Origin of the sequence: Rahnella sp. BIGb0236 (genome assembly GCF_004364755.1) — a bacterium.
Classification (GTDB): domain Bacteria; phylum Pseudomonadota; class Gammaproteobacteria; order Enterobacterales; family Enterobacteriaceae; genus Rahnella; species Rahnella victoriana.
Genome location: NZ_SOAO01000004.1, coordinates 324,857 through 350,280 on the forward strand (window position 1 = coordinate 324,857; position 25,424 = coordinate 350,280).

At 54.1% G+C, this 25,424-nt stretch carries 23 protein-coding genes; 14 read left to right on the forward strand and 9 right to left on the reverse strand.

Features of this window, described 5'->3' with window-relative positions; all coding sequences use genetic code 11:
- Positions 1–481 precede the first annotated feature (481 nt).
- Both ompR and envZ read left to right on the forward strand, forming a co-directional pair.
- A complete protein-coding gene (gene ompR / locus EDF78_RS11140; protein ID WP_009635740.1) occupies positions 482–1,201 on the forward strand; it encodes a two-component system response regulator OmpR in 720 nt (239 codons plus the stop codon).
- On the forward strand, positions 1,198–2,559 hold the full coding sequence (gene envZ / locus EDF78_RS11145; protein ID WP_095923815.1) for a two-component system sensor histidine kinase EnvZ: 1,362 nt from the start codon (positions 1,198–1,200) through the stop codon (positions 2,557–2,559). The genes ompR and envZ overlap by 4 nt, the downstream gene beginning before the upstream one ends.
- Before the next feature lie 338 nt (positions 2,560–2,897).
- Here envZ and EDF78_RS11150 read toward each other — a convergent pair whose 3' ends face one another.
- The 7 genes from EDF78_RS11150 to EDF78_RS11180 all read right to left on the reverse strand — a co-directional run bounded on the left by EDF78_RS11150 (position 2,898) and on the right by EDF78_RS11180 (position 9,832).
- Complete coding sequence (locus tag EDF78_RS11150) at positions 2,898–3,377, reverse strand: type II toxin-antitoxin system VapC family toxin (RefSeq protein WP_133823113.1); 480 nt, start codon at positions 3,375–3,377, stop codon at positions 2,898–2,900.
- Entirely contained in the window at positions 3,374–3,586 is a 213-nt protein-coding gene (locus tag EDF78_RS11155; RefSeq protein ID WP_133823114.1) for a plasmid stabilization protein, read from the reverse strand. Before EDF78_RS11155 ends, EDF78_RS11150 begins: the two co-directional genes overlap by 4 nt.
- A gap of 103 nt (positions 3,587–3,689) precedes the next feature.
- Positions 3,690–5,312 (reverse strand): phosphoenolpyruvate carboxykinase (ATP), encoded by a 1,623-nt coding sequence (gene pckA / locus EDF78_RS11160; RefSeq protein ID WP_133823115.1) that lies wholly within the window; start codon positions 5,310–5,312, stop codon positions 3,690–3,692.
- A gap of 227 nt (positions 5,313–5,539) precedes the next feature.
- Complete coding sequence (gene hslO, locus EDF78_RS11165; RefSeq protein ID WP_133823116.1) at positions 5,540–6,424, reverse strand: Hsp33 family molecular chaperone HslO; 885 nt, start codon at positions 6,422–6,424, stop codon at positions 5,540–5,542.
- A 22-nt stretch (positions 6,425–6,446) separates the two neighbouring features.
- Positions 6,447–6,851 (reverse strand): ribosome-associated heat shock protein Hsp15, encoded by a 405-nt coding sequence (hslR, locus tag EDF78_RS11170; protein ID WP_095923810.1) that lies wholly within the window; start codon positions 6,849–6,851, stop codon positions 6,447–6,449.
- 24 nt (positions 6,852–6,875) lie between these two features.
- Entirely contained in the window at positions 6,876–7,565 is a 690-nt protein-coding gene (gene yrfG / locus EDF78_RS11175) for a GMP/IMP nucleotidase (RefSeq protein ID WP_095923809.1), read from the reverse strand.
- A gap of 119 nt (positions 7,566–7,684) precedes the next feature.
- The gene (locus EDF78_RS11180) at positions 7,685–9,832 is read right to left on the reverse strand and encodes an intracellular growth attenuator family protein (protein ID WP_207391094.1); all 2,148 of its coding nucleotides are present in this window, start codon (positions 9,830–9,832) and stop codon (positions 7,685–7,687) included.
- Between the two features lie 442 nt (positions 9,833–10,274).
- On the opposite strand from EDF78_RS11180, the gene nudE reads away from it, so the two are divergent.
- Positions 10,275–10,832: an ADP compounds hydrolase NudE gene (nudE, locus tag EDF78_RS11185; RefSeq protein WP_119825301.1), complete on the forward strand. Its 558-nt coding sequence runs from the start codon at positions 10,275–10,277 to the stop codon at positions 10,830–10,832.
- Positions 10,833–10,906: 74 nt separating this feature from the next.
- Here nudE and mrcA read toward each other — a convergent pair whose 3' ends face one another.
- Positions 10,907–13,462 carry a peptidoglycan glycosyltransferase/peptidoglycan DD-transpeptidase MrcA gene (gene mrcA, locus EDF78_RS11190; RefSeq protein WP_095923807.1) on the reverse strand — a complete coding sequence of 852 codons (2,556 nt, stop codon included), beginning with the start codon at positions 13,460–13,462 and terminating at the stop codon, positions 10,907–10,909.
- A gap of 121 nt (positions 13,463–13,583) precedes the next feature.
- Between mrcA and pilM the strand changes: the two genes are divergently transcribed.
- The 11 genes from pilM to trpS all read left to right on the forward strand — a co-directional run bounded on the left by pilM (position 13,584) and on the right by trpS (position 23,614).
- Positions 13,584–14,423, forward strand: coding sequence for a pilus assembly protein PilM (gene pilM / locus EDF78_RS11195; protein ID WP_095923806.1), 840 nt, complete (start codon positions 13,584–13,586; stop codon positions 14,421–14,423).
- Entirely contained in the window at positions 14,423–14,986 is a 564-nt protein-coding gene (locus EDF78_RS11200) for a PilN domain-containing protein (protein ID WP_133823117.1), read from the forward strand. Before pilM ends, EDF78_RS11200 begins: the two co-directional genes overlap by 1 nt.
- Positions 14,983–15,840 (forward strand): DNA utilization family protein, encoded by an 858-nt coding sequence (locus tag EDF78_RS11205; RefSeq protein ID WP_133823118.1) that lies wholly within the window; start codon positions 14,983–14,985, stop codon positions 15,838–15,840. The genes EDF78_RS11200 and EDF78_RS11205 overlap by 4 nt, the downstream gene beginning before the upstream one ends.
- Before the next feature lie 5 nt (positions 15,841–15,845).
- On the forward strand, positions 15,846–17,108 hold the full coding sequence (gene hofQ, locus EDF78_RS11210) for a DNA uptake porin HofQ (RefSeq protein WP_133823148.1): 1,263 nt from the start codon (positions 15,846–15,848) through the stop codon (positions 17,106–17,108).
- Between the two features lie 348 nt (positions 17,109–17,456).
- A complete protein-coding gene (aroK, locus tag EDF78_RS11215) occupies positions 17,457–17,978 on the forward strand; it encodes a shikimate kinase AroK (RefSeq protein ID WP_014333540.1) in 522 nt (173 codons plus the stop codon).
- 57 nt (positions 17,979–18,035) lie between these two features.
- The gene (aroB, locus tag EDF78_RS11220; protein ID WP_119825293.1) at positions 18,036–19,118 is read left to right on the forward strand and encodes a 3-dehydroquinate synthase; all 1,083 of its coding nucleotides are present in this window, start codon (positions 18,036–18,038) and stop codon (positions 19,116–19,118) included.
- 126 nt (positions 19,119–19,244) lie between these two features.
- Positions 19,245–20,285, forward strand: coding sequence for an SPOR domain-containing protein (locus tag EDF78_RS11225; RefSeq protein ID WP_095923802.1), 1,041 nt, complete (start codon positions 19,245–19,247; stop codon positions 20,283–20,285).
- A 79-nt stretch (positions 20,286–20,364) separates the two neighbouring features.
- Positions 20,365–21,177, forward strand: coding sequence for an adenine-specific DNA-methyltransferase (gene dam / locus EDF78_RS11230; protein ID WP_095923801.1), 813 nt, complete (start codon positions 20,365–20,367; stop codon positions 21,175–21,177).
- 50 nt (positions 21,178–21,227) lie between these two features.
- A complete protein-coding gene (gene rpe, locus EDF78_RS11235) occupies positions 21,228–21,905 on the forward strand; it encodes a ribulose-phosphate 3-epimerase (protein ID WP_133823119.1) in 678 nt (225 codons plus the stop codon).
- Positions 21,898–22,596: a phosphoglycolate phosphatase gene (locus EDF78_RS11240; protein WP_119825289.1), complete on the forward strand. Its 699-nt coding sequence runs from the start codon at positions 21,898–21,900 to the stop codon at positions 22,594–22,596. Before rpe ends, EDF78_RS11240 begins: the two co-directional genes overlap by 8 nt.
- A 1-nt stretch (position 22,597) precedes the next feature.
- A complete protein-coding gene (trpS, locus tag EDF78_RS11245) occupies positions 22,598–23,614 on the forward strand; it encodes a tryptophan--tRNA ligase (RefSeq protein WP_095923798.1) in 1,017 nt (338 codons plus the stop codon).
- 64 nt (positions 23,615–23,678) lie between these two features.
- Here the strand turns inward: trpS and EDF78_RS11250 are convergent, their stop codons facing one another.
- Positions 23,679–25,391, reverse strand: coding sequence for a POTRA domain-containing protein (locus EDF78_RS11250; protein ID WP_095923797.1), 1,713 nt, complete (start codon positions 25,389–25,391; stop codon positions 23,679–23,681).
- Positions 25,392–25,424: the final 33 nt, after the last annotated feature.

Sequence of the window (25,424 nt, forward strand, 5' to 3'; positions counted from 1 at the left end):
AATAGTCGATAGCCGCTAATCGATTTCAATGATCTGAACTTTTTATCCTAATATATAAATATGGATGATCTTTAATATTTGAAAATTCACTTGAATGATCGGTTGGTGGCTAAATGATCTCTTTTTAAAAGAAAGCATCATTTTTACCCCTGTATTATTAAGTAAACTTATTTTTTGATTCATTAAAATTAATAATTATTTTACCGGACAGCGACTGTTTTGCTTTTTTTTCACCCAAAAGGTCAGCTCAGAAAGGTCAGGTCATGTACAGCGGAAGGAGAGGTGCAGCTTTTCGTGGGTGGACAAACGGTAACAAACCAACCTTCGCGTGCGGAAGATTCCTCTGATATTGTTGATAAATTAGGAAATCCATAATCATTGTTACAATTTCGGCTAGAATATATACCATTAAACGCTGTTTGTTTTGGCTGACATTTCTAACAATACAAGCTTCAGGCACTCACGCCTTTGGGAGAGTTACATGCAAGAAAATCACAAGATTCTGGTGGTCGATGATGACATGCGCCTGCGCGCACTTTTGGAGCGTTATCTGACCGAACAGGGCTTCCAGGTGCGTAGCGTTGCCAATGCTGAACAGATGGATCGTTTACTGACCCGTGAGTCATTCCACCTGATGGTGCTGGATCTCATGTTGCCTGGCGAAGACGGGCTGTCTATTTGCCGTCGTCTGCGCAGCCAGAGCAACCCGATGCCGATCATTATGGTCACCGCTAAAGGTGAAGAAGTTGACCGTATCGTGGGCCTCGAAATCGGTGCCGACGACTATATTCCTAAACCGTTCAACCCGCGTGAACTGCTGGCCCGCATCCGCGCCGTCCTGCGCCGTCAGGCCAATGAACTGCCGGGTGCGCCTTCTCAGGAAGAAGCGGTGATCTCGTTTGGTAAGTTCAAACTGAATCTCGGCACCCGCGAAATGTTCCGTGAAGACGAGCCTATGCCGCTGACCAGCGGAGAATTTGCCGTGCTGAAGGCGCTGGTAAGCCATCCGCGTGAGCCGCTGTCCCGTGACAAGCTGATGAATCTGGCGCGTGGTCGTGAATACAGTGCGATGGAACGTTCTATCGACGTGCAGATTTCCCGTCTGCGCCGCATGGTGGAAGAAGATCCTGCTCACCCGCGCTATATCCAGACCGTCTGGGGCCTGGGTTACGTGTTTGTGCCGGACGGCAGTAAGGCATGAAGCGAATACGCTTTTCACCGCGTAGCTCGTTTGCCCGAACACTGTTATTAATCGTCACCTTGCTGTTTGTCAGCCTGGTGACGACCTATCTGGTGGTGCTCAACTTCGCCATTCTGCCCAGTCTGCAGCAGTTCAATAAGGTGCTGGCATACGAAGTGCGTATGCTGATGACCGACCGGTTGCAGCTGGAAGATGGTACGTTACTGGCCGTTCCACCGGCATTTCGTCGCGAAATCTACCGTGAACTGGGCATTTCTCTTTATACCAACTCTGCGGCCGAAGAGAGTGGTCTGCGCTGGGCGCAGCACTACGAATTCCTCAGTCAGCAGATGGCGCAGCAGCTCGGTGGCCCTACCGATGTGCGCGTCGAGGTTAATAAGAATACCCCGGTGGTGTGGCTGAAAACCTGGTTGTCGCCTGACATCTGGGTGCGTGTCCCGTTAACCGAAATCCATCAGGGCGATTTCTCGCCGTTGTTCCGCTATACGCTGGCGATTATGTTGCTGGCCATTGGTGGCGCGTGGCTGTTTATCCGTATTCAGAACCGCCCCCTGGTGGAGCTGGAGCACGCGGCATTGCAGGTGGGGAAAGGCATTATCCCGCCTCCGCTGCGCGAATACGGGGCGTCTGAAGTCCGTTCCGTGACCCGGGCGTTCAACCAGATGGCTGCCGGGGTCAAATTGCTGGCGGATGATCGTACTCTGCTGATGGCGGGTGTCAGTCACGATCTGCGGACCCCGCTGACCCGTATCCGTCTGGCGACAGAAATGATGAGTGATGATGACAGTTATCTCGCCGAGTCGATCAATAAAGACATCGAAGAGTGCAACGCAATCATTGAGCAGTTCATCGATTATCTGCGTACGGGCCAGGAGATGCCGACCGAAATCACCGATCTCAACGGTATTCTGGGGGAAGTGATTGCAACAGAAAGCGGTTATGAACGTGAGATCGACTCTGATCTGGCCGACGGCGAATTGCTGGTCAATGCGCATCCGCTGTCCATCAAGCGTGCCGTGGTCAATATGGTGGTGAATGCTGCCCGTTACGGCGATGGCTGGATTAAAGTCAGCAGTGGCCGGGAACTCCAGCGGGCGTGGTTCCAGGTGGAGGACGACGGTCCGGGCATTGCGCCTGACCAGCTTAAGCATCTGTTCCAGCCGTTCGTACGCGGTGAAAGCGCACGAACGACCAGCGGAACCGGACTGGGTCTGGCGATTGTTCAGCGTATTGTGGATGCCCATTCAGGCACACTGGATATCGGGAAGAGTGACCGGGGTGGATTACGGATCCGGGCGTATCTGCCGTTACCGGTGGAGATGCTGAAAGCGGTGGCGGTTCAGCAAAAACCGGTTTGATTAAGGGGAGTCTTAATGATCCTGTTTTCAGACGGGTGAAAGTTTCGGTTTCTCCATTCGGGATTGCAGCCTCAGGTCTGCAACCTGTCATTCAGCACGTTTCTGAACCGCCCGCACGAGGCAGATCTGCTCCTCCCCCTGCGAAGGGGGAGGCAGGGAGGGGGTTTTAAGGGCTAACACCGGGTCAGAGCAAACGCTAACACCTTAATTTTTCTTTAATACCCCACCCCAACCCTCCCCTTCGCAGGGGAGGGCGTTTTACGGTTGTCGCTGCAGCACCGGAAGCAAAGTCAGCGGGCGGAGCGCGCAGTGAAAGGCCAGTGCCGGCAATCCACCCCTCAACTCTTCCTGCTCATCACATAATATTCTGCCGCTTCTTCCCGCCATCTCGGGGTCTCCGCTGCATCCCACGGATTAATCAGTTCTACGCCGGTGTGGACAAACACGTCTGCGTGATCCGTCGCCAGCGTTGCCTGATGGTTCAGACAGATTGCGGCGAGCTGAATATCACGCTCCGCCATCTCCATATTGGCCGCCTTCGATAAGGCCGTCACCCGCGGATAATACAGCGCGCTGGCCGCATCAAACGGCAACAGCCTGCCAGCGAAATCCTCATTGAGCATGTCCAGCAAGGCGGCAGAAAGTGCGGCTTTGGGTTGTTCCGGTGCCAGATTGTCGACCCAGCTGAAAAGCGCCGCGACGCTCAGACTGGTCAGGTATAACTGTGCGGTGTCCTGCGTATCCAGCCATTGCAGGACGTTTTTTTGCGGCCTGGGATGGATCATCTCAAGGATCACGGCGGTATTGAGAATGATCATTTGGGTGGCAGTTCCAACGGATCTGCAACCACGGTGGAAAAACGCTGGCGGAGCTGGCTGCCCAGCCCAAAATCAGGCGCCGTCGTGGTCAGCGCCTGTTTCAGAATCAGACGCGCTTCTTCTTCCATCGAATGGCCTTTTCTGGCCGCCGCGATGCGCAGTAATTCCTTCACATCATCATCCAGATTCCGAACGGTAATCGTCGCCATATGAGGCTCCTCTGACAGCAATGCTGTCATTCTGAAATGCCGGGGGGCCGGTTGCAATAAAAAAGGCGCGGAAGTCCGCGCCTGTGATGAGATTGCCAGAAGATTAGCGCTTCGGTCCCGCACTGACCAACGCGGCACCGGCCGGGGTATCTGTGTATTTATCAAAGTTATCAATAAACAACTGGGCCAGATGTTCCGCTTTTTCCTGCCATTGCTCACGGCTGCCGTAGGTATTACGCGGATCCAGAATGTGCGTGTCGACGCCCGGCAGCGTCACCGGCACCGTCAGGTTGAACAGCGGCAACGTGAAGGTTTCCGCATCATCGATCGTTCCGTTGAGGATCGCATCGATAATGGCCCGGGTATTTTTCAGTGAGATGCGTTTGCCGGTGCCGTTCCAGCCGGTGTTCACCAGATACGCCTGCGCCCCTGCGGCTTCCATACGCTTCACCAGCACTTCGGAATACTGTGTCGGATGCAGCATCAGGAACGCCGCGCCAAAGCAGGCGGAAAAGGTCGGGGTGGGTTCAGTGACGCCACGCTCGGTGCCTGCCAGTTTGGCGGTGAAGCCGGACAGAAAATGGTATTGCGTCTGCGAGGGGGTGAGGCGTGAAACCGGCGGCAAGACGCCGAACGCATCGGCCGTCAGGAAAATCACTTTGCTGGCGTGGCCCGCTTTCGATACCGGTTTGACGATATTCTGGATGTGATAAATGGGATAGGAAACGCGGGTGTTTTCGGTTTTGCTGCCATCGTTGAAGTCGATTTTGCCGTCCGCACTGACCGCCACATTTTCCAGCAACGCATCGCGTTTTATCGCACCAAAAATTTCAGGTTCGGCTTCCTGACTGAGTTTGATGGTTTTGGCATAGCAGCCACCTTCAAAGTTAAACACGCCGTCATCGTCCCAGCCGTGTTCATCATCGCCGATAAGCTTACGTTTCGGATCGGTGGATAACGTGGTTTTACCGGTGCCGGAAAGCCCAAAGAATACCGCCACATCGCCTTTTTCGCCGACGTTCGCCGAGCAATGCATCGAGGCGATACCCTGCAATGGCAGCAGATAATTCATCACCGCGAACATGCCTTTCTTCATTTCGCCGCCGTACCATGAGCCGCCGATCAGCTGGATACGTTCGGTCAGGTTGAAGGCGATGAAGTTTTCAGAATTCAGCCCCTGTTTCTGCCAGTCCGGGTTGGTGCATTTCGCGCCGTTCATCACGATGAAATCAGGTTCGAAATTTTCCAGTTCGCTGTCGTCCGGGCGGATAAACATGTTTTTGACGAAATGGGCCTGCCAGGCGACTTCTGTAATAAAACGCACTTTCAGACGGGAATCGGCATTTGCGCCACAGAATGCATCAACGATAAACAGACGCTTGCCGGACAACTGTTTACTGACCAGCGCTTTCAGCGATGTCCAGATTTCCTGCGACAGCGGTTTGTTGTCGTTTTTCCCCTTGCCCTGATCAGACCACCACAGCGTATCGCGGGTCGTGTCATCACGGACGATGTATTTATCTTTCGGCGAGCGGCCGGTGAAGATGCCGGTATCGACATTCACAGCGCCAAGCTCTGTCACCTGCCCGCGCTCAAAACCTTCCAGGCCCGGCGCGGTCTCTTCGGCAAAAAGAGCATCGTAATCAGGGTTATAGACAATTTCGCTATTCTGGTGGATCCCATAAAGGGCGAGTGTTTCGGCGGTGATCCCGATAGTGGTAGGCATTTCCCTGCTCCTTGCTGAACTTGAACCCCTCAGATAGGGATAAATCAGTTGTTATTGTAGGTATATATCGCGTTTGTGCCGCGACAGGTCTCAAAGAATAACGGGAGATGTGAAGGTTTTTCCAGAATTGTGATGAAAAACCCGAAAGGTGTGCAAATGAGGTTATGGAAAAGCAATAAAAAAGGGACTTTCCGGTGAAAAGTCCCTCAGGCTGAATGTGTTACCGATCAATGAACGTGGTCATCGCCGGAATGAACATCACCGCCCGCTTTCAGCGTCGCCATATCCATTGCGTCAAACTCATAGTCTGCGCCGCAATAATCGCAGTGCATTTCGATTTTGCCGTCAGCTTCCAGCATTTCGAGAATATCTTCATCCGGTAGCGTCAGCAGCGCGCCAGCACAGCGTTCGCGGGAACAGGTGCAACGGAAACATACGGCCTGCGGTTCATACAGGGTGACTTCTTCCTGATGATAGAGGCGATACAGCACTTCGTTGGCGGGCAGGGTGAACAACTCTTCCGCCTTGATGGTGGTGGTCAGCTGTGCCAGATGGCTGAACTCTTCCGGGTCGGTATCTTCCGCTGGCAGAACCTGCAACAGCATACCGCCTGCGGCTGGCTGGCCTTCCACTTCACCGGTACGGATGAAAATACGGGTCGGCAACTGCTCGGACTGCATAAAGTAGTTTTCCAGGCATTCCGCCAGATTTTCGCCTTCCAGCCCCACGACGCCCTGATAGCGTTCGCCGACACTCGGAGAAATGGTGATCACCATATAGCCGTTGCCAATCATCTCTTTCAGCGAGCTGCCTTCTGCGATGTCGCCTTGCAGACGGGCGATGCCGCGTAGTTCCTGTTGGTTATTACCGTTAATCACCGCCAGTTTCAGCGGGCCATCGCCCTGCAACTGCACGGTAATATCGCCGTCGAATTTCAGGGTGGCGGTCAATAGGCTGGTCGCTACCAACATTTCACCCAACAGGTTACGCACTTCGGCCGGATAATCGTGACCGGCAACAATCTGCTGGAAAGTTTCTTTGAGCGAGACCAGTTCACCGCGGACGGCGTGATGGTTGAACAGGTAGCGATGCAGTTGGTCGTGGTTTGACATAATTTTCTCTCTTTGTGGCGATTTATTCTGAATCGCCATATTTAAATTTGATCAGGTTGCGGCGTTCCTTTTTGTCCGGACGGCGGTCCGGATGCGGCATGGCATTCATTTTGCGCGCCTCGGAGATTTTTTCCCGGCTGGCAATGCTCGCCCCGGTTTCCTGATACAGTTTCTGTGCTTCTTCCGCACTGCGGCGCTGAGTCGTCAGCCCCAGAACAATGATCGTTTTGGTGTCATTTCCCTGACGCAACGTAATTTCGGCATTCAGTTCCATCAGCTTGCTGGGTTTCCCCCGCTGGCCGTTGTAATGCACTTTGCCGCCATCAATCATCTCGCGTGCCAGCGCGCGGGTCTTATAAAAACGAGCCGCCCACAGCCATTTATCGAGGCGAACGGCATTATCGTCGTCTTCCTTTTTACCTTTCATGTTTCTCCCCTGAGCTTACCGGTATTACTGAGCCGGGCCTGTTACGGGGTGAATGGCAGGCAACAGGCTGCGGTAGTCATTAATGGAGGGATGGCCCTCAAATGACTTGTTTGCCATGGTCGAATCCGGATTTTCTATACCCAGACAATAGCGGATACCGAAGGTTTTTGCCGCATTGAGGATAGGTTCGCCGTCATCGACAAATAAGGTTCTGTCAGGGTCAAAGCCCGTTTGCTGCTGCACCGCCGACCACAACCGCTGATCTTCCTTCGGATAACCAAATGTGTGGGTAGAAAGTAATAAATCAAGGTGCTGGTCCAATCCGGTATGTTCAATTTTAACGGAAAGACTGTGCGGATGCGCATTGGTCAGCAAAATGGTCTGTCGCCCGCTTTCCCGCAGATGCGCCAGAAAGGGCAGCGTATCGTCGCGTAAGCGCGCATTTTTGCCGATGCGGGTCGTCATCTGGTAAATATCCAGATCCAGCCTTTCGCTCCAGTAATCAAAGCAATACCAGTTCATGGTGTGCTGAACGGCAAGGTATTCGTCATGAATTAACTGGCGCGCATTTTCCAGCGGAATGGCGCGTTGCTGGCTGAGGGCGAGCGGCACGTCTTGTAGCCAGAACTGGCTGTCGAATGCCAGATCCAGCAGGGTGCCGTCCATATCCAGCAAAACGGTATCAATGCATTTCCAGTCAAAATCAGGGGGCATGAAAACTCCATGTCCTGCGGCCGGAGGGAACAGCGAACGCAGGAACGCATCAGTGAAAGCAGGGAAGGGTGGCAGATTAGCATAAACGGGCAGGGTGGCGCAGGGCCACCCGCCAGTTTTCAGCCCAGCTGATGAGCAGGCATCGTGACCAGCGTAGGATGGAAACAGGAATTGTAATATTGCTGAATGTCGTCGATACGGCGTTTATCTTGCAGGAAACGGCGGATAAACAGCACGGTATTGACCAGCAGTACGCCCACCAGCAGGAACAGCAGAAGACTGGTACCAAGATACCGCCACAACGTCGAAATATCCGGTTCACTGTGCAGCGAAATATGACGGGTGCCGTTGGCATCCACGCTGATACTGGTGATCACGCCCTGCGCGCTGAACGGCGTGTGCAACAACTGCGTTGATAAGTGTTGCAGCTGTTTCCATTGTTCCTGCGGCGGATTAGCAAATACGCCCACCGGCGGCACCGGCAGTTCAATCAGCTGACGACCTTCGTCATTGCTGATGAGGAAGCCACCCGGTGGCGGACTGTTAAGGCTGTCTGCCGCACGGCGGGTTTCCTGAATAAAGAACGAGGAGGTCGCGTTATTTACCAGTTCGCTCAGGGACTGGGCGCTGACCGGACGCAGCAGAACGTTAATTCCCTGCAACGTGCCCGCTTTAGCCCGCTTCAGCAGCGAATTCCAGTTACTTGAATTACCCAGATTCACCAGCGCATTTTTCAGCCGGACGCAGTCGTTGCTGTTTCCGCACAGTGCTTCGGTTTTCAGTACGATATCCGCGAAGTCATCGAGCAGGATCATGCCGGATTTTTCAATGGCGGTGGCCAGCTGCGGGTTAATGTTTTGTTCGGGTGCCTGGTTCTGGCCGGGGTGTAACTGGTTGTTCACCGTCGTTTGCAGCGCCGTAGCGGCATCAATGATTTCTGACTGAGGCACCGGCAGCGGCGTCGCGGTATTCCAATAAATGGCAGAACAATCAAAAGGCATAAAACCGGACGCAGAACGGCTGGCGGATGGCGGCACATAACACATGCCGGTTCCCTGAACTTTCAGGGTATCGCCGACGCGCAGGGCGGCCTTTTCCAGTTCCTGCACGCTGTTAACCTGTGAGCTTTGCGCGCCCTGAAGCCAGGCCACGCTGAGTTTGAGCGGCAGGCCAAGCGGAACATACACCAGTAACGCCAGCAGCAGAAGGAAGGCGCTGGTGGCGAGCACCAGATTTCTTCCCCATTGCTGGAGCGGAAATTTCTTCACCTCTTCATGCAGCGACAGCACACTGCCCTGACGCACGACGTGGCTGTTCATATAGACTTCCACATCCGTCGGCTGGCCGAGATCACGGCCAATATAGGGCTGCCAGTGCGGCGGATATATCAGGTCTACTGCACCGAGCGAAATATTGCTGATATCGCCCTGTTTGGATTCCCCAAACAAACCCCAGCGTTTGGGTAAACCGCGCAGGCAATGGATTTCCTTGCGGTTTTTACCTAAGCGTTCGCAGACCAGTCGCCAGATAACCCACACCGCCAGTCCGGCGGAAATGGCCAGCAGCCAGGGAAGGAACATCACCGGGCTTTGCAGCGTGACGAAAAACATCAGCAGGATCGCGGAAACCGCCAGCGCTTCTTTGACACCGTTGGAACGGGTCAGGGCGTGTTCCTCGCGGGTTTCGCGGCGGACTTTAACCAGTTCAATGTGTTCGCTTTCTTCATGACGAATCGAGGCGTTCTGCGGCTGTGGAGGCATCACCGCCGACACCGGCGCAGGTCCTTCATAAACGTGATCCGCCAGCGTATGGCCGTTGAGTGAAATCACCAGCGGCAGGCTTTGCGTCTTGATCAGTTCGACCTGATTTTCCTGAGCGATGTATTGCTCCCAGAACGGGGGCAGGTGAATTTCAGTCGCATCGAGGAAATAGCGCCATTTATTGGGATCTTCGCTCGCCACGCCATAGCGGGTGATCGCGCGTTTCAGGCTGTAAACATTTTCGCTTTTGGTGGTCAGCGTCAGTTTATCGCGCAGGATGATCAGATTATTGCGGTGGGTAATAGGGGTCTGGCCGAGGCCTTCGTTTTGACGCAAATAACGCTCAACAGCATCACGTTCTTTCTGAGAAAGTTTGCGCTGACTCGGTGTGGAGAAACGCACGACGGACTCGTCGCGTTGGCGGCGGCGCAATACAAGCCAAAAATAAGACGCTGTGGCAATAATTGCGATACACAACAACACCAGTGTCACGACTACTGTGCTCATCCGATCCCCGTTCAGACGTGGGTGACTTACGTCAACTCTGTGAAAGTATTATACATAAATGCAATGCACATTCTGCGCATGGGTGCTTTTTTGATAGGATTTTTATTATTGTTTGCCTGAATACTATGCACAAAAAAACCACGCTAGAGGATACCTGTATTTCTGAACGAACGGGTATCGGTATAATCCTATTTTGAAGTGTGAGTGATTTTGTTAAAGCAAAAATGTGACAGCCATAAGCTAACGTGCTTTTTTTGCACGATTAACGCTGTTTTTTTACGGGTATTTTGTACGGGAAATACGCAGGGGCAAGACCGTTTTTCAGTAAAGATTGCGATGCTGGCGTTCATTAACGCACAATGACGTCTGATAGCCGTCTGTAAACAGAACAACGAACCCATTTGAACACCTCTGGTCAGGTGAATAATACGTTGGGGAAGACATGACAAAACACCTGCAAAAACCGAAAATCATGAAGGTGGAAACCGTGGCCCGTTCGCGTTTGTTCACCATCGAATCTGTCGATCTGACGTTCAGCAATGGCGCTGAACGTGTGTATGAACGCATGCGTCCTTCCGATCGGGAAGCGGTGATGATTGTGCCGATCATTGATGATGAGCTGCTGTTAATTCAGGAATATGCCGTGGGCATCGAAAGCTACGAGCTGGGCTTTCCCAAAGGGCTGATTGATCCGGGCGAAGGTGTGCTTGAGGCGGCTAACCGTGAACTGATGGAAGAAGTGGGCTACGGCGCGCGCCACTTTGATGTGCTGGCAAAACTGACCATGGCGCCTTCCTACTTCTCCAGCCGCATGAATATCGTCATTGCCAAAGATTTGTACCTGAAAAGTCTGGAAGGCGATGAACCGGAACCGTTGCCGCAAACGCGCTGGCCGGTGTCGCGCATGATGGAATTGCTCGAACACCCTGATTTTTGCGAAGCCCGCAATGTCAGCGCGTTATTCCTGGCGCACGATTTTCTGACACGAAACGCCCGCTGATCCTGCCATAAAAAACCATTAAAAAAGCCGGTCATGCATGATGCAGACCGGCTTTTTGTTTTACAGCTCAGGCATCAGAACAACTCGTGTTCCTGACCGTTATCCATAATGGTCGTCCCGACTTCATGCACCGCATGTTCAGTCGGTTGCGTTCCGTCCACGAAGTATTCCGGACGGCTGTTACCGCCGCCGTCAGACAGCTTACCGGTGCTCTTGTCGATAGTGACCGTCACCACGCCCGGAGGCGGGGTTTGTGGCTGCTCCGGCACACCATCCAGCACGGCTTTCATATAATCATCCCAGGCTGGCTGAGCACTTTTCGCACCGCCTTCAGCCCCGGAGATTTGATCCGGGATCACGCCTGAAGCCGTTGAACGCCCCAGGTCACGGCGGTGATCGTCAAAGCCAATCCAGACCGACGTCACCACGTCAGGACCGTATCCGGAGAACCAGGCATCTTTCGAGCTGTTGGTGGTACCGGTTTTACCGCCAATGTCATGACGCTTCAGATCACGTCCCGCACGCCAGCCCGTCCCCATCCAGCCCGGTTCCCCGAAGATGTTAGAGTTCAGGGCATCACTGATCAGGAATGACAGCGGCGTGCTGATCACATGCGGCGCATATTGCTGCGCGGCATCGACCTGAGGCGAGTTCGGTGGCACCTGTTCCAGTTGCGGCGTAGGCACACTGTTATTGCTGTTGGTGGCCGAGGTGGCAACGTTTTCGACGTTATCATCCGACAGCACCGCAGATTTTTGCGTATCGCCATAAATCACCGGAATATTACAGGTGCGGCAGGCGATTTTCGGTTTAGCTTCAAACTGAACCTGACCGGACTCATCCACAATTTTGGTGATGAAATACGGGTCAACCAGATAGCCGCCATTGGTCAGCGTGGCGTAACCGCGCACAACCTGTAACGGGGTGAATGACGCGGAACCCAGTGCCAGTGATTCGGAATGAACAATGTTCGCTGCCGGGAAGCCGAAACGTTGCAGATATTCTGCCGCGTAATCCACGCCCATCGCACGCATTGCACGCACCATCACCACGTTCTTCGATTCACCTAACCCCTGACGCAGACGGATCGGGCCGTAATACGTTGGCGGTGAGTTTTTCGGACGCCAGTCGGTGCCCGCACCGGCATCCCAGCGGGTAATCGGCATGTCGTTGAGGATGGTCGCCAGTGTCAGGCCTTTATCCATCGCCGCGGTGTACAGGAACGGTTTAATGTTCGAACCGAGCTGGCGAACCGCCTGATTGGCGCGGTTAAACTTGCTCTGGTTGAAATCGAAACCGCCCACCAGGGCTTCAATCGCCCCGTCGTTTGGATTGAGGGAAACGATGGCCGAGTTGACGTCAGGCACCTGTGCCAGCCACCAGTCATCACCCACTTTACGCACCCAGACCTGCTGACCAGGACGCACCACGTCAGACACTTTCTTCGGTGTCGGACCCTGAGCGTTGTCATTACGGTAAGGTCGTGCCCAGCGCATGCCACTGAACGGCAGGCTGATCACTGCGCGGTTAGACATGGTGGCCGTCGCCTGCGCATCATCCGTTGCGGTGATCACCGCCGGGAACAGCGGGCCATACACCGGCAAGGTTTTCAGCGACTGAACAATCTTGTCCTGATCCCACGCCGGTTCACCCACTTTCCACAGCTGATTTGACGGGCCGCGGTAACCGTGGCGCATATCGTAATTGAGCACGTTGGTGCGCAGGGCTTCCTGCGCGGCTAACTGGGTTTTCCTGGTAATGGTGGTGTAAACCATGTAGCCGTCGTTATAGGCATTGTCGCCATAACGTTTCACCATTTCCTGACGCACCATTTCGGTCAGATAGGGCGCTGAGAATTCAATGTGCGGGGCATGGTAATTCGCCACCAGCGGTTCGGCACGGGCCTGATCGTACTGCGCCTGCGTGATGTATTTTTCATCCAGCATACGGGCCAGTACGGTATTCCGGCGGGCCAGAGAACGATCATGAGAATACAGCGGGTTGAAGGTCGACGGTGCTTTTGGCAGACCGGCAATCACCGCCATTTCACTGAGTGTCAGCTGACTGACATCTTTACCGAAGTACACCTGTGCCGCAGCGCCCACGCCATACGCGCGATAACCGAGGTAGATCTTATTCAGATACAGCTCGAGGATTTCGTCTTTGGACATCATCTGCTCAATGCGGATGGCCAGAAACGCTTCCTTAATTTTACGGGTCAGCGTGCGTTCGGGGCTTAAGAAGAAGTTACGGGCTAACTGCTGAGTAATGGTACTCGCACCCTGTGAGGCGTGACCGGACACCAGCGCAACGGAAGCCGCACGGAAAATACCGATCGGATCCACGCCGTGATGTTCATAGAAACGACTGTCTTCGGTCGCGATAAACGCATGCACCATTTCCGGTGGGATCTGGTCAAGTTTCAGCGGGATACGGCGTTTTTCACCGTACTGGGCGATCAGATCACCTTCGGCACTGAAAACCTGCATGGGTGTTTGCAGGCGCACGTCTTTAAGCGTGGCGACGTCGGGTAGCTGTGGCTCGATATATTTATACAAACCGAAGATCGAGGCTGCTCCCAGCAAAATGCAACACACTGCAAGAATCAATAAATACTTTACGAACTTCACCTGAGATTTCCCATTAAGTGTCAATTGGGCAGTTTATAAACAACCGCGCGGTAGTATAAAGGCAAGCCAGCAACATGGATACGTTCTTTTATTTACTTGACGATATGGAGATTGGGCGAAAATGCGACTACAAGCATGGCAGGTAGGTCTGGATATTCAAGCCGGTTTTGCCCGAGCGATCGCCGTTCAGCGGCGGCGTCATGGCTGGCAATTACGTCACTGGTGGCAGCATCCGTTGCCCCCTTTCACATTGCGGGAGGGGATATTACATGAGACCGCGCCGCTGATCGCCATTTTATCGTGCTGGCGAAAAACGCTGCCGGCAGGTTTCTCATTGCGAATTAGCCTTCCTGCACAACGTATTATGCAGCAACGCATGGCCGCGCCGGATGCCCGTTTGTGTGAGCCACAGCGCAGTGCTTTCATCTTTTCCCATGCGGCAAAGCAGTTTCCCCTGAGCGTGGAACATCTGGTGATGGACTACCGCGCCGATCCCCACGGCGACAATCAGGTGGTTGTCACGGCGGCCAGACAGCAGGAAATCGAACAGTGGATGCAATGCATGGCGCAGGCACAGCTGTTTCCTGAGGCCATCGAGCTGACACCCTGCGCGCTTCAGATCGCGGCTCAGGCTGCCGGGCTGCCCGGCGATGCCATGTTGATCCATCCTCTTGATGATGCCCTGCTGTGGGCTTCGCCGCACAGTTTGCCGTTTCAGTTTGGTTTGCTGGAAGGGGCAGAAGCCGAAAAGAAAACGCCGCTGTCGCAGTACATCCGCTCACAATATCGTGCGGCGACACTGTGCAGCCGTGAAGACTATTACAGTGGCGAACCCGCCCCCGCCCCGATGCACTACTGGTCGCCTTTGCGTGCGATCACGCAACTGTCAGCCCCTTTGCCTGCCAGCCCCGGTGCGTTCGCGCCTGCCGTCGGGCTGGCATTGCGCGCGGCGGATTACTGATGCTGCAGGTCAACTTATTGCCGTGGCGCGCCCTGCGCCGCCAGCGACGGATGCGTGACTGGCTGAGGCTTTTTGCCGTCACGCCGGTACTGGTTATAACGGGGACTTTTCTCCTCGTTGCGTTTCTTATGCAGGAAAGGGCGCTGCGGCAACTGCACCTGTCCGCGCTGAATTCCGCTGCACAAACGCTGGTACTCCGGCAGCAGCGTGTGGAAACCGCCGCTGTACAGCTAAACGCCCTGACAGAAAAACGTGCGCTGAGCCATCAGCGTTTGCAGCGAGGCCGGGATGACCTGCAACTGCTGGAATTGCTGGCCTCCCGGATGCCGGAAGACATCTGGCTGAATGAACTGACAGAGCGGCAGGGAATGCTGACGTTAAAAGGCGAAGGGCGGTTCTATCACCAGATTCTGGCTTTGAGCGACACGCTGTCAGCGAGCGAATTACTGGGCCACGTCCGGCTTTCCGATGTGCAGCAAAAACCAGACGGGTTGCTGAGTTTTGTCATGCAAACGCCGCTCCGGGCGGTCAGTTCTCCGGCTGCGGCGGAGGCATCGCAATGACGCGGCTCCTTGCTGAACGACTCGAACCGCTGATGGAAAAACCGGGCTGGCAGCGGGCGCTGATCCTGATCGCCTTTTTACTGGTTCTGATTTTCCTGATGTATCTGGCCGCAGTGCGGGGAATGTGGCAACAACTGCAGACGCTGACGCACGACATTGCCTCCGCGCAACAGGGCATCTCACGTACTCAGGCGGCATTGCTACGCCTGCCGCCACTGGAACATCTGCAGCGCGAACTGAAACACCATGCGCAGGTTGAACGGCAGAGCCTGTCGCTGGAACAGCAATTTGCCCAACCGCTGCAAGCGTCTCAGGCGCGGCTGATCCGCTGGCAACCCGTGCCTGATGCGAAAGCGCAGCCGGAGGGCGAGCTGGAATTACAGGCGTCTTTTACCGGACTGATGGATTTTCTTTATGCGATGCAGCAAGGGTCTCAACATCCTGCCCTCAGTGAGCTGAGTCTGCACACAAACGACGCCGGTTTGGTGGTTTCGGTACTGCTCACTCAAACCCCTGATGCGGAAAAAACGACGGAACTTACGCAGGCCGTCGTCGCCCGGCGTGACCCTTTTGCCGCGCCGCAATCCTCCGCCTGTGCGGGTGTTTTGCAGGCGGCTGACTGGACGCTGAGTGGTGTGTCACAGACGGGTGATCAACGTTCCGGCTGGCTGCTGTCTCCTGACGGGCAATGGAGCAAAGTCGAAACCGGCACCCGCTTCGGCACGCCACCATGGACAGTCGAACTTCTGAGCGCCTCGCAGGTGGCACTCACTCTCAGTGACGCGCGCTGCGGCGTTCAGCGTCAGATCCTCCGCCTCGGCACACGCAATGATTCTCCAGGGAAGGGACAATGAAAATGATGAAATATGTTGGCAGCAAAATGGTGCTGTCGTTGCTGTGTTTATGCCTGAGCCCGGTAAACGCCGCCGCACCGGCGCAGGTGTCACTGGAATTCCAGTCATCGCCGGTCGGGTTAGTGTTGCAGGCTCTGGCGGATTCGCGGCAGTTGAATCTGGTGACCGCGCCGGGTGTGGAAGGGCAGATAAGCGTGAAACTCAAAGATGTGCCGTGGCAGCAGGCGCTCGACATTATTTTGCGAATGAACCGCCTTACCAGCCAGTTGCAGGGCAATGTCTTACTGATCTCGCCCGAAGTGGACCAGCAGGCTGTGCACCAGCAAATAAAAGAGGCCGCTGATCAACAGGCGCTGCAACGTCCGGTGGTCAGTCTCACGGTGCCGTTACACTATGCCGATGCCAAAGAGACGGCAATGAGTCTGAATGCGCAGAAAGGCTCGCTGCTTTCGGCAAAAGGCATTGCGACAGCGGATGTCCGTACCAATACGCTTTTGCTGCGTGATACGCAGGAAGCGCTGGATATCGTGGCACCGTGGATAAAAGAGATGGATTTGCCGTTACAACAGGTGCAACTGGCGGCGCATATCGTGACCATGAACAGTGAAAGCCTGCGGGAACTTGGCGTGCGCTGGGGATTCACGGGTGAGGAAGCCATCACCAAAGCCGTACGCATGAACAATTTCAGTATGGGGATGCCGGTGGAGAACCCGATATTCACCGCCGGTTTTAATCTGGCGCATATCAGCGGACGGATACTCGATCTGGAACTGACCGCCCTTGAGCAGGAAGACAAAGTCGATATTATCGCCAGCCCGCGTCTGATGACCGCCCACATGCAAACCGCCAGCATCAAACAGGGAACGGAGATCCCGTATCAGGTTTCCAGCGGAGCCAGCGGCAGTACCTCCATTGAATTTAAAGAAGCGGTACTGGGCATGGAAGTGATGCCGAAAATTCAGCGCGACGGACGCATTCAGCTGGCCTTACAGATAAGCCAGAACATGCCCGGAAGAAGTATCAAACAGGCGGAAGGCGAGGCGCTGGCGATTGATAAACAGGAAATCAAAACGCAGGTCACCGTAAAAGATGGCGAAACCCTGGTCCTCGGCGGGATTTTCCAGCGCAAAAATCAAAAAACCGATACCAAGGTGCCGGTGTTGGGGGACATACCGGTGGTCGGTTCCTTGTTTAAACATCAGTACAACAATGAACAACGGCGCGAGTTGGTGATTTTCATTACCCCGACCTTAATCCGCACCCGTTAAATGGGTATTCTGACTTAACGGAAATCGCACAATAACGTTGAGCACATGCAACTTTTTGTGTCGTGAGGGGCTTCTGAGTTTGACGCTGCGTTCGATTTAGCTTACAAGGGTTACCGAATTGAGCACCGTGATCTTTTTATTACGACAGACACGCCGATAAAAACGTACGGTTTCCCTCCTGCGGCGTGCAAAGTGATTTATTCGGTTGCCAAACTACCAAGAGTGTTGAGATAATTTTTTTCTGATCTCGCACTATATCGCTCATGAGGTTTCAGTTTAGGTCCCGCCGCTAATTTGATTGGCGGGGCGGGTTATCATCAACGAATTGTCTTAGTAATACCGAAAAACATGGCAGAGAAACGCAATATCTTTCTGGTTGGGCCTATGGGTGCCGGCAAAAGCACTATTGGTCGACAGTTAGCTCAGCAACTCAATATGGAGTTTTTCGACTCCGATCACGAAATTGAGCGACGTACCGGAGCTGATGTGGGCTGGGTATTTGATTTGGAAGGCGAAGACGGATTCCGCGACCGCGAAGAAAAAGTGATCAACGAACTGACCGAAAAACAAGGCATTGTTCTGGCAACAGGTGGCGGTTCCGTGAAATCACGTGAAACCCGTAACCGTTTGTCAGCGCGTGGCGTTGTCGTCTATCTTGAAACTACCATCGAAAAACAACTGGCGCGTACACAACGCGACAAAAAACGTCCATTATTACAAGTGAGTGCTCCGCCACGTGAAGTGCTTGAAGCACTGGCGAGAGAGCGTAATCCTTTGTATGAAGAGATTGCCGACGTCACTATTCGTACCGATGATCAAAGTGCCAAAGTCGTGGCTAACCAGATTATTAACATGCTGGAAAGTAACTGATTATTGGTGTCCATCATTGCCTGAGGGTGTCAGTTAAAGAAGGTCACAGAGCGCGACATGGAGAGGATTACCGTAACGTTAGGGGAGCGTAGCTACCCGATTACGATTGCTGCCGGATTGTTCCACGATCCGGCTTCTTTTATGCCGGTAAAGGCAGGCGATCAGGTCATGATAGTGACCAATGAAACCCTCGCCCCTCTCTATCTGGACGCACTCCGTTCAGTACTGGAGCAGGCAGGCGTTCGTGTTGATCAGGTGATTTTGCCTGATGGTGAACAATACAAATCCCTGACTGTTCTGAATGACGTGTTCTCCGCGCTGCTCGAAAAGCCGCACGGACGTGATACTACGCTGATCGCCCTTGGCGGTGGCGTTGTCGGTGATTTAACCGGCTTCGCTGCGGCCAGTTATCAGCGCGGTGTGCGCTTTGTACAGGTGCCAACCACGCTGCTTTCTCAGGTTGATTCCTCCGTTGGCGGTAAAACGGCGGTAAACCATCCACTCGGAAAAAACATGATCGGCGCGTTTTATCAACCTGCGTCGGTGGTGGTTGATCTCGACTGTCTGCGAACGCTGCCTGCCCGTGAAATGTCATCGGGTCTCGCAGAAGTGATCAAATACGGCATTATTCTGGATGCCGACTTCTTTGTCTGGCTTGAAGACAACATGGACGCTTTACTGGCGCTGGATATGAACGCGCTGGCCTATTGCATCCGTCGTTGCTGCGAGCTGAAAGCAGAGGTTGTGGCTGCCGATGAACGTGAAAACGGCATGCGCGCCTTGCTGAATCTGGGCCATACTTACGGCCATGCTATTGAAGCGGAAATGGGTTACGGTAACTGGTTGCATGGCGAAGCTGTGGCGGCCGGTATGGTGATGGCCTGTTATACGGCCCATCGCCTGGGACAATTCAGTCTGGGCGATATTGCCCGGGTGAAAGCCTTACTGACCCGTGCAGGGTTACCTGTGACCGGCCCCGACGTTATGGACGCGCAGTCTTATCTGCCGCACATGATGCGTGATAAGAAAGTACTGGCTGGCGAGCTGCGTCTGGTTTTACCGAAAGCAATTGGTCAGTCTGAAGTACGCTCCGGCGTATCGCATGAAATGGTGCTGGCTTCGATTGAAGATTGCCGTTAAGACAGCGGCCAGAGTTTTGGCCAGATAACGACCGATTTTACGTTTGCCCGCAAAGCTTTATATTTTTAGTCAGGATAGTTGCTCCGCGTAAAGCCTTTCAGGCTTTTGCCGGGTTGGAGGTTTTAGATGGATGATTTAACACCGGAAGACGATCTCAAACCAGATACCAGCGATCGCCGCCCACCGCGCGCGCGCAAACCGTCTCCTTCCCTTCCAAAGGTCGCTGTTTCCCGTCAGTACGTGATGATCGGCATCGGTATCGTGGTGCTGGTTCTGCTGATTGTCGGTATCGGCTCGGCCATGAAGTCACCTTCCTCCAGCCAGTCTGCTCAGCAGAACAACGGACCGAAAGACATTAGCCTCGCGGGTAACGACGCGGCGGCACCTGCTCAACCTTCCGCGCAGGCTCAGGCCAATACCGCGCAGGCCATTGATGGTCAACAGCCCGCTGACGGCCAGCAACCGAAGAGTATCGGCTTGCCGCCGGTTTCCCCGACACCGACTGAAGCACAGCCTGTGCCTGACAACGGTCAGGTGAAAGAACGTGTCGATTTGCCGGGTGACATGAGCGATGCGCTCTCAGCTCAGCAAAATCAGGTGGATGGCGTGGCGCAAGGCAGCATGGCGCCTGCCGCTCAGTCACTGACCTCTCTGCCCACTGCACCGGCAACGGTGAACGGTTCGGCACGGACTCAGGCTCCGGCGGGTTCTCAGCCTTCCGCGACCCATACCCGTCCGGCGCAGCCTTCACGCAATACCCAGCCTGCGCATACCGCCAAAACTGCTGAGCATAAGCCTGCGGCGACGCACACGGCGAAAACACCGGCAACCAAATCTCAGACTGCCGCTCCTGCGGCGTCGGCCCCGGTCGTGGCTTCCGGCAGTGCATCTGCCATCAAGTCTGCACCGGGCACACACTTTACCCTGCAACTGAGCGGCGCATCGCAGTCGAATACACTGAATGCATTTGCCAGACAGCAGGGCCTGAAAAATTATCTGGTTTATCAGACAGCCCGCGACGGGAAGCCGTGGTTTGTGCTGGTGAGTGGTAACTATGCTTCTTCTGCAGAGGCGAAACGTGCTATTTCCAGCTTGCCTGCGGAAGTTCAGGCGAAAAAACCGTGGGTCAAGCCTGTACATCAGGTACAGCAAGACCTGAAAAAATGAAACTGATCTCAACGCGATTTGCTGTCTAAAAACAGGATACAATCCGCGGCTGTGAATTGTATAAGTAGCTACTGACGGCATGAAGAAGAACCGCGCGTTTTTGAAGTGGGCTGGCGGCAAATACCCGCTGATTGATGACATCAAACGTCATCTTCCGGCGGGAGATTGTCTGATCGAGCCTTTTGTTGGCGCGGGCTCGGTGTTTTTAAATACCGAGTATGACGCTTATATTCTGGCAGACATCAACAACGATCTGATCAATCTCTACAACATTGTGAAGACACGCACCGAGGAATTCGTGCGTGATGCTCGTGTGCTTTTTACGCCAGAGTTTAACGAATCAGATCGTTTTTACGTCCTGAGGGCTGAGTTTAATGCCAGCAGCGATCCTTATCGTCGTTCGGTACTTTTCCTCTATCTCAACCGCCATTGTTACAACGGCCTGTGTCGTTATAATCTCAGTGGTGCGTTTAACGTGCCTTTCGGACGTTATAAAAAACCGTATTTCCCTGAAGAAGAACTCTACTGGTTCGCTGAAAAAGCGAAGAATGCGGTGTTTGTGTGTGAGCATTATCAGGACACGTTGCTGAAAGCGCAGGCTGGCTCGGTGGTCTATTGTGATCCGCCTTACGCGCCGCTTTCCGCCACCGCCAATTTTACGGCGTATCACACCAACAGTTTTAGTATGGATGATCAGCGCAATCTGGCCCGGCTGGCGTATCAGCTCTCTCATGAGAACAGTGTGCCGGTGCTGATTTCCAACCATGAAACACCACTGACTCTGGAATGGTACGCAGAGGCCAAGCTGCACCGCGTGTCAGCGCGGCGTACCATCAGCAGCAAAGTTGCACAACGCAGCATGGTGAATGAACTTTTAGCGCTATATCGCTGATTGCTGGCCCGCCGGTGATCGTCAGGTAACCCTATCGTATGGAGAAGCGGATGAAACAGTTTTTGATTGCACCGTCCATTCTGTCTGCTGACTTTGCCCGTCTGGGTGAAGACACAGCCAAAGCCCTGGAAGCGGGCGGAGATGTTGTCCATTTTGATGTGATGGATAACCACTACGTCCCTAATCTGACGATGGGGCCGGCCATTCTTAAATCGCTGCGCAATTACGGCATTACCGCGCCGATCGATGTTCACCTGATGGTCAAACCGGTTGATCGTCTGATCCCGGATTTTGCCGAAGCGGGTGCCTCTTACATCACATTCCATCCTGAAGCCTCCGAGCACGTCGACCGTTCGCTGCAACTGATTAAAAGCCACGGCTGTAAAGCCGGTCTGGTGTTTAACCCGGCGACCTCTCTGAGCTATCTCGATTATGTGATGGATAAACTTGATGTGATCCTGCTGATGTCGGTCAACCCCGGCTTTGGTGGTCAGTCGTTTATTCCCGGCACGCTGGATAAACTGCGTCAGGTGCGCAAAATTATTGATGCCAGCGGATATGACATTCGTCTGGAAGTCGACGGCGGTGTGAAAGCGGAGAATATCGGCGAAATCGCCGCCGCAGGCGCTGACATGTTTGTCGCCGGTTCGGCCATTTTCAACCAACCGGATTACCGCTCGGTGATCGACCATATGCGCAGTGAACTGGCTAAGGTCTCCCATGACTGAGGTCCTCGCCGCGCGCGGTGTCGGTTTTGATCTCGACGGTACGCTGGTGGACAGCGCGCCGGGTCTTTCCGAAGCGATGGATCTGGCGTTGCAGGATTTTGGATTGCCTGCTGCCGGTGTTGAGCGTCTCAGTACCTGGATTGGCAACGGTGCCGATGTCATGGTCGAGCGTGCGGTGCGCTGGGCCGAAGGCGATTTGTCAGCGGAGTATCTGCAAAAAGTCCGCGACAAATTCGATCACTATTATGCGGATACCGCCGCAACCGGCAGCCGTTTATATCCTCAGGTCAAAGAGACGCTGGCGGCACTGGCCGCAGCGGGGCTGCCAATGGGGCTGGTGACCAACAAACCGACGCCGTTCATCGCGCCTTTATTGCAATCGCTCGGTATCGACAGCTATTTCACCGTGGTGATTGGTGGCGACGATGTGGTGGCGAAAAAGCCGCATCCGGCCCCGGTCTACATGACGCTGGCTCTGCTGGGATTGCGCGCCAGTGAAATGGTCTTCGTGGGTGATTCACGCAATGATATTCATGCTGCACAGGCCGCTGGCTGCCCGTGTGTCGGCATGACTTACGGTTACAACTACGGCGAAACTATCGCGCTGACCAAACCCGATCGCGTACTGGATAATTTCGCCGACCTTTTGCCCACTCTGGGGCTGTCATCTTTAAAAGATCAGGAAGCATAAAATGAGTAAACCCATCGTATTTAGTGGCGCACAGCCCTCCGGCGAATTGACCATTGGCAACTACATGGGTGCGCTGCGTCAATGGGTCAAAATGCAGGACGACTACGAATGCATTTATTGCATCGTCGATTTGCACGCGATCACCGTGCGTCAGGATCCGGTAAAACTGCGCAAAGCGACGCTCGACACGCTGGCGCTGTATCTGGCGGTCGGCATTGATCCGAAGAAAAGTACCATCTTCGTGCAGTCTCATGTTCCTGAACACAGCCAGCTGAGCTGGGCGCTGAACTGTTACACCTATTTTGGTGAGCTGGGTCGTATGACGCAGTTCAAGGACAAATCCGCGCGCTACGAAACGTCCAACAGCGAAAGCATCACCGCCGGTCTGTTCGATTATCCGGTGCTGATGGCCGCCGATATTCTGCTGTACCAGACCAATCAGGTGCCGGTCGGTGAAGACCAGAAACAGCATCTGGAACTGAGCCGCGATATCGCTGCCCGTTTTAACGCGATTTACGGTGATGTGTTCACCGTGCCAGAACCGTTTATTCCTAAATCCGGTGCGCGTGTGATGTCGTTGCAGGAACCGACCAAGAAGATGTCCAAGTCGGATGACAACCGCAAAAACGTGATCGGCCTGCTGGAAGATCCGAAAGCGGTGACCAAAAAGATTAAAAGCGCGATGACCGATTCTGAAGAGCCACCGGTCATTCGTTACGATATTAAAAACAAGCCAGGCGTGTCGAACCTGCTGGATATTCTTTCCGGTGTGACCGGCAAAGCGATTCCTGAGCTGGAAGCGGAATTCGAAGGCCAGATGTATGGTCATCTGAAAGGCGCGGTAGCCGAAGCGGTATCCGGCATGCTGACCGAGGTGCAGGAGCGTTTTAACCGTTTCCGCAGCGACGAAGCTTACCTGCAACAGGTGATGAAAGAAGGGGCGGAGAAAGCCCGCGCCCGCGCCAGCGTGACACTGAAAAAGGCCTATGAAGCCATTGGTTTCGTCAGCTACGAATAAGTCAGGCCCGGCACTCCATCAAAAAGCCACGTCTTTTCGGACGTGGCTTTTTACTTTCAGGATTTCACGAGCCGGTGTTGAAGTTATAGGTAAAGGTCGCGTTATAGCGCCAGTCGCGGGACGAACTGTCGAGCGGCACATCGCCAATCGGTCTGGCGGCTTCCACGGATAACGAATAGTGACGGTTATCGCCAAACATCACGCCAATGGCGTAAGACGACAGATTTTGTTTGGGCAGCCCCGGCTGGTTAAATCCGGTATGTGCGGCATCCACTACGGCGTAAGGCTGAATGGTTTTCAGCCATTCTCCCTGTTCCAGACTGTGGATATAACGCATTTCCACCTGTCCGCCGACACCGTAATCCCCCTGGGCATCACTGTCGGGATAACCGCGCCCGTAATGCAGCGCACCAAAATTCACACGCTCCGGTTCAGGTAAATCATTATCCGACCAGTCACCTTCCACGGATGAACTCAACCGCCATTTTTTATCGAACAGATAGGCCGCATCGCCGTTAAATTTCCAGCGGGTAAACGTCAGATCTGCATTGGGTGTGGAGTTCGTCGCCCCCAGACCGTCGATCCCCTGACGGACATTGAAGGTGGTATTCCAGTAAGCCTGATCATATTCCCGGTAGCCGGTCAGTGACAATTCTGCGGCCGGATAGCGGATCCGCTGGCTGACCTGCGGCAGGTCAATCTGCTGATTGCCCAGCCTTGCCCGCAAATCGTATTGGTATTTTTTATCGAGATAATCCAGACCGCCGCTGACCGTCCATTGTTTTTTCCGCGTCAGCTGCAACGGATAACTGAATACCACGCCGCCGTTATATTGTGTCTGGGTGTTTTGCGCCCCGACGTCGATGCCGTTGGGCAGCAGTAATATGCTGTTGTAATCCTTATCTTTCTGCTGGTAATAACTGCCTTTCAGCTGCATCAGCAACCCGTCGTCGCCAAGATATTGCTGATAGTTCAGACCGGCGTAGGTCTTACGGGTATCGCTTTCCAGCGGGATTAAGGTCGCAATGCCGAACTGCTCGCCGTAGGTGCTCAGGCCGCTCAGCGTGGCGTTAACCACGGCAGAACTGTCACCTTTGCGGGTATCGACCGCTGTCGCAATATTCCAGTTCCGCTGGCGTACCGCGTCGACATTCAGCGTGGTCGCGCCGTAAATGTTGTTCGGATTATTGGCCGAGGCGCTGACTTTGGTATCCGGCGTGCGCCCCATCAGAAGGGTGTAACGTTCAAAGGTATCCTGCGTCAGCGGCTTCTCCGCCATGATGTGCTGCGATAATTTACTCAGCCAGCGGCCCACCTGCTGATTGTCGCTGCGGATTTGCGTACCGGAAATGTATCCCTCCACCAGACCGATGCTGAGCACGCCCTCTTTAAAGTTATCGGCCGGAATATAGGCGTAAGAGAGAATAAAACCGTCACGGTGATAGCGTTGGGTGATCGTGTCGGTGGCCGCCAGTAATGCCGAAAGCGGCACCTGTTTGCCGATAAAGGGAGCGAAGGGTGCGGCCAGTGAATCCAGCGGATACTGAGTGCCGCCGACAAACTGAATGTGTCTGACGTCAATCAGGGTCTGGGGTGTCAGGCTGGGAGGAGACTTTTGTGCGGGCAAGGCGATATTTTGCGTTTTGGCCGGAGGCTGGGAAATCGGCTGCGCCAGTTTGGCCGGGTTATTCGGGTCGATCAGGGTAGGAAACATATCTGCCGAGCTGTAGCCAATGGCAGAACCCAGTAAAGCCACTATGCAGGATTTTATTCTCATAAACATTCCTTTGAACGCACAGGGAAACGTTAC

Coding starts and splice junctions, on each gene's coding strand:
- ompR (WP_009635740.1), top strand. CDS start 482: ATGCAAGAAAATCACAAGATTCTGGTGGTCGATGATGACATGCGCCTG.
- envZ (WP_095923815.1), top strand. CDS start 1,198: ATGAAGCGAATACGCTTTTCACCGCGTAGCTCGTTTGCCCGAACACTG.
- EDF78_RS11150 (WP_133823113.1), bottom strand. CDS start 3,377: ATGATCATTCTCAATACCGCCGTGATCCTTGAGATGATCCATCCCAGG.
- EDF78_RS11155 (WP_133823114.1), bottom strand. CDS start 3,586: ATGGCGACGATTACCGTTCGGAATCTGGATGATGATGTGAAGGAATTA.
- pckA (WP_133823115.1), bottom strand. CDS start 5,312: ATGCCTACCACTATCGGGATCACCGCCGAAACACTCGCCCTTTATGGG.
- hslO (WP_133823116.1), bottom strand. CDS start 6,424: ATGTCAAACCACGACCAACTGCATCGCTACCTGTTCAACCATCACGCC.
- hslR (WP_095923810.1), bottom strand. CDS start 6,851: ATGAAAGGTAAAAAGGAAGACGACGATAATGCCGTTCGCCTCGATAAA.
- yrfG (WP_095923809.1), bottom strand. CDS start 7,565: ATGCCCCCTGATTTTGACTGGAAATGCATTGATACCGTTTTGCTGGAT.
- EDF78_RS11180 (WP_207391094.1), bottom strand. CDS start 9,832: ATGAGCACAGTAGTCGTGACACTGGTGTTGTTGTGTATCGCAATTATT.
- nudE (WP_119825301.1), top strand. CDS start 10,275: ATGACAAAACACCTGCAAAAACCGAAAATCATGAAGGTGGAAACCGTG.
- pilM (WP_095923806.1), top strand. CDS start 13,584: ATGCGACTACAAGCATGGCAGGTAGGTCTGGATATTCAAGCCGGTTTT.
- EDF78_RS11200 (WP_133823117.1), top strand. CDS start 14,423: ATGCTGCAGGTCAACTTATTGCCGTGGCGCGCCCTGCGCCGCCAGCGA.
- EDF78_RS11205 (WP_133823118.1), top strand. CDS start 14,983: ATGACGCGGCTCCTTGCTGAACGACTCGAACCGCTGATGGAAAAACCG.
- hofQ (WP_133823148.1), top strand. CDS start 15,846: ATGAAATATGTTGGCAGCAAAATGGTGCTGTCGTTGCTGTGTTTATGC.
- aroK (WP_014333540.1), top strand. CDS start 17,457: ATGGCAGAGAAACGCAATATCTTTCTGGTTGGGCCTATGGGTGCCGGC.
- aroB (WP_119825293.1), top strand. CDS start 18,036: ATGGAGAGGATTACCGTAACGTTAGGGGAGCGTAGCTACCCGATTACG.
- EDF78_RS11225 (WP_095923802.1), top strand. CDS start 19,245: ATGGATGATTTAACACCGGAAGACGATCTCAAACCAGATACCAGCGAT.
- dam (WP_095923801.1), top strand. CDS start 20,365: ATGAAGAAGAACCGCGCGTTTTTGAAGTGGGCTGGCGGCAAATACCCG.
- rpe (WP_133823119.1), top strand. CDS start 21,228: ATGAAACAGTTTTTGATTGCACCGTCCATTCTGTCTGCTGACTTTGCC.
- EDF78_RS11240 (WP_119825289.1), top strand. CDS start 21,898: ATGACTGAGGTCCTCGCCGCGCGCGGTGTCGGTTTTGATCTCGACGGT.
- trpS (WP_095923798.1), top strand. CDS start 22,598: ATGAGTAAACCCATCGTATTTAGTGGCGCACAGCCCTCCGGCGAATTG.
- EDF78_RS11250 (WP_095923797.1), bottom strand. CDS start 25,391: ATGAGAATAAAATCCTGCATAGTGGCTTTACTGGGTTCTGCCATTGGC.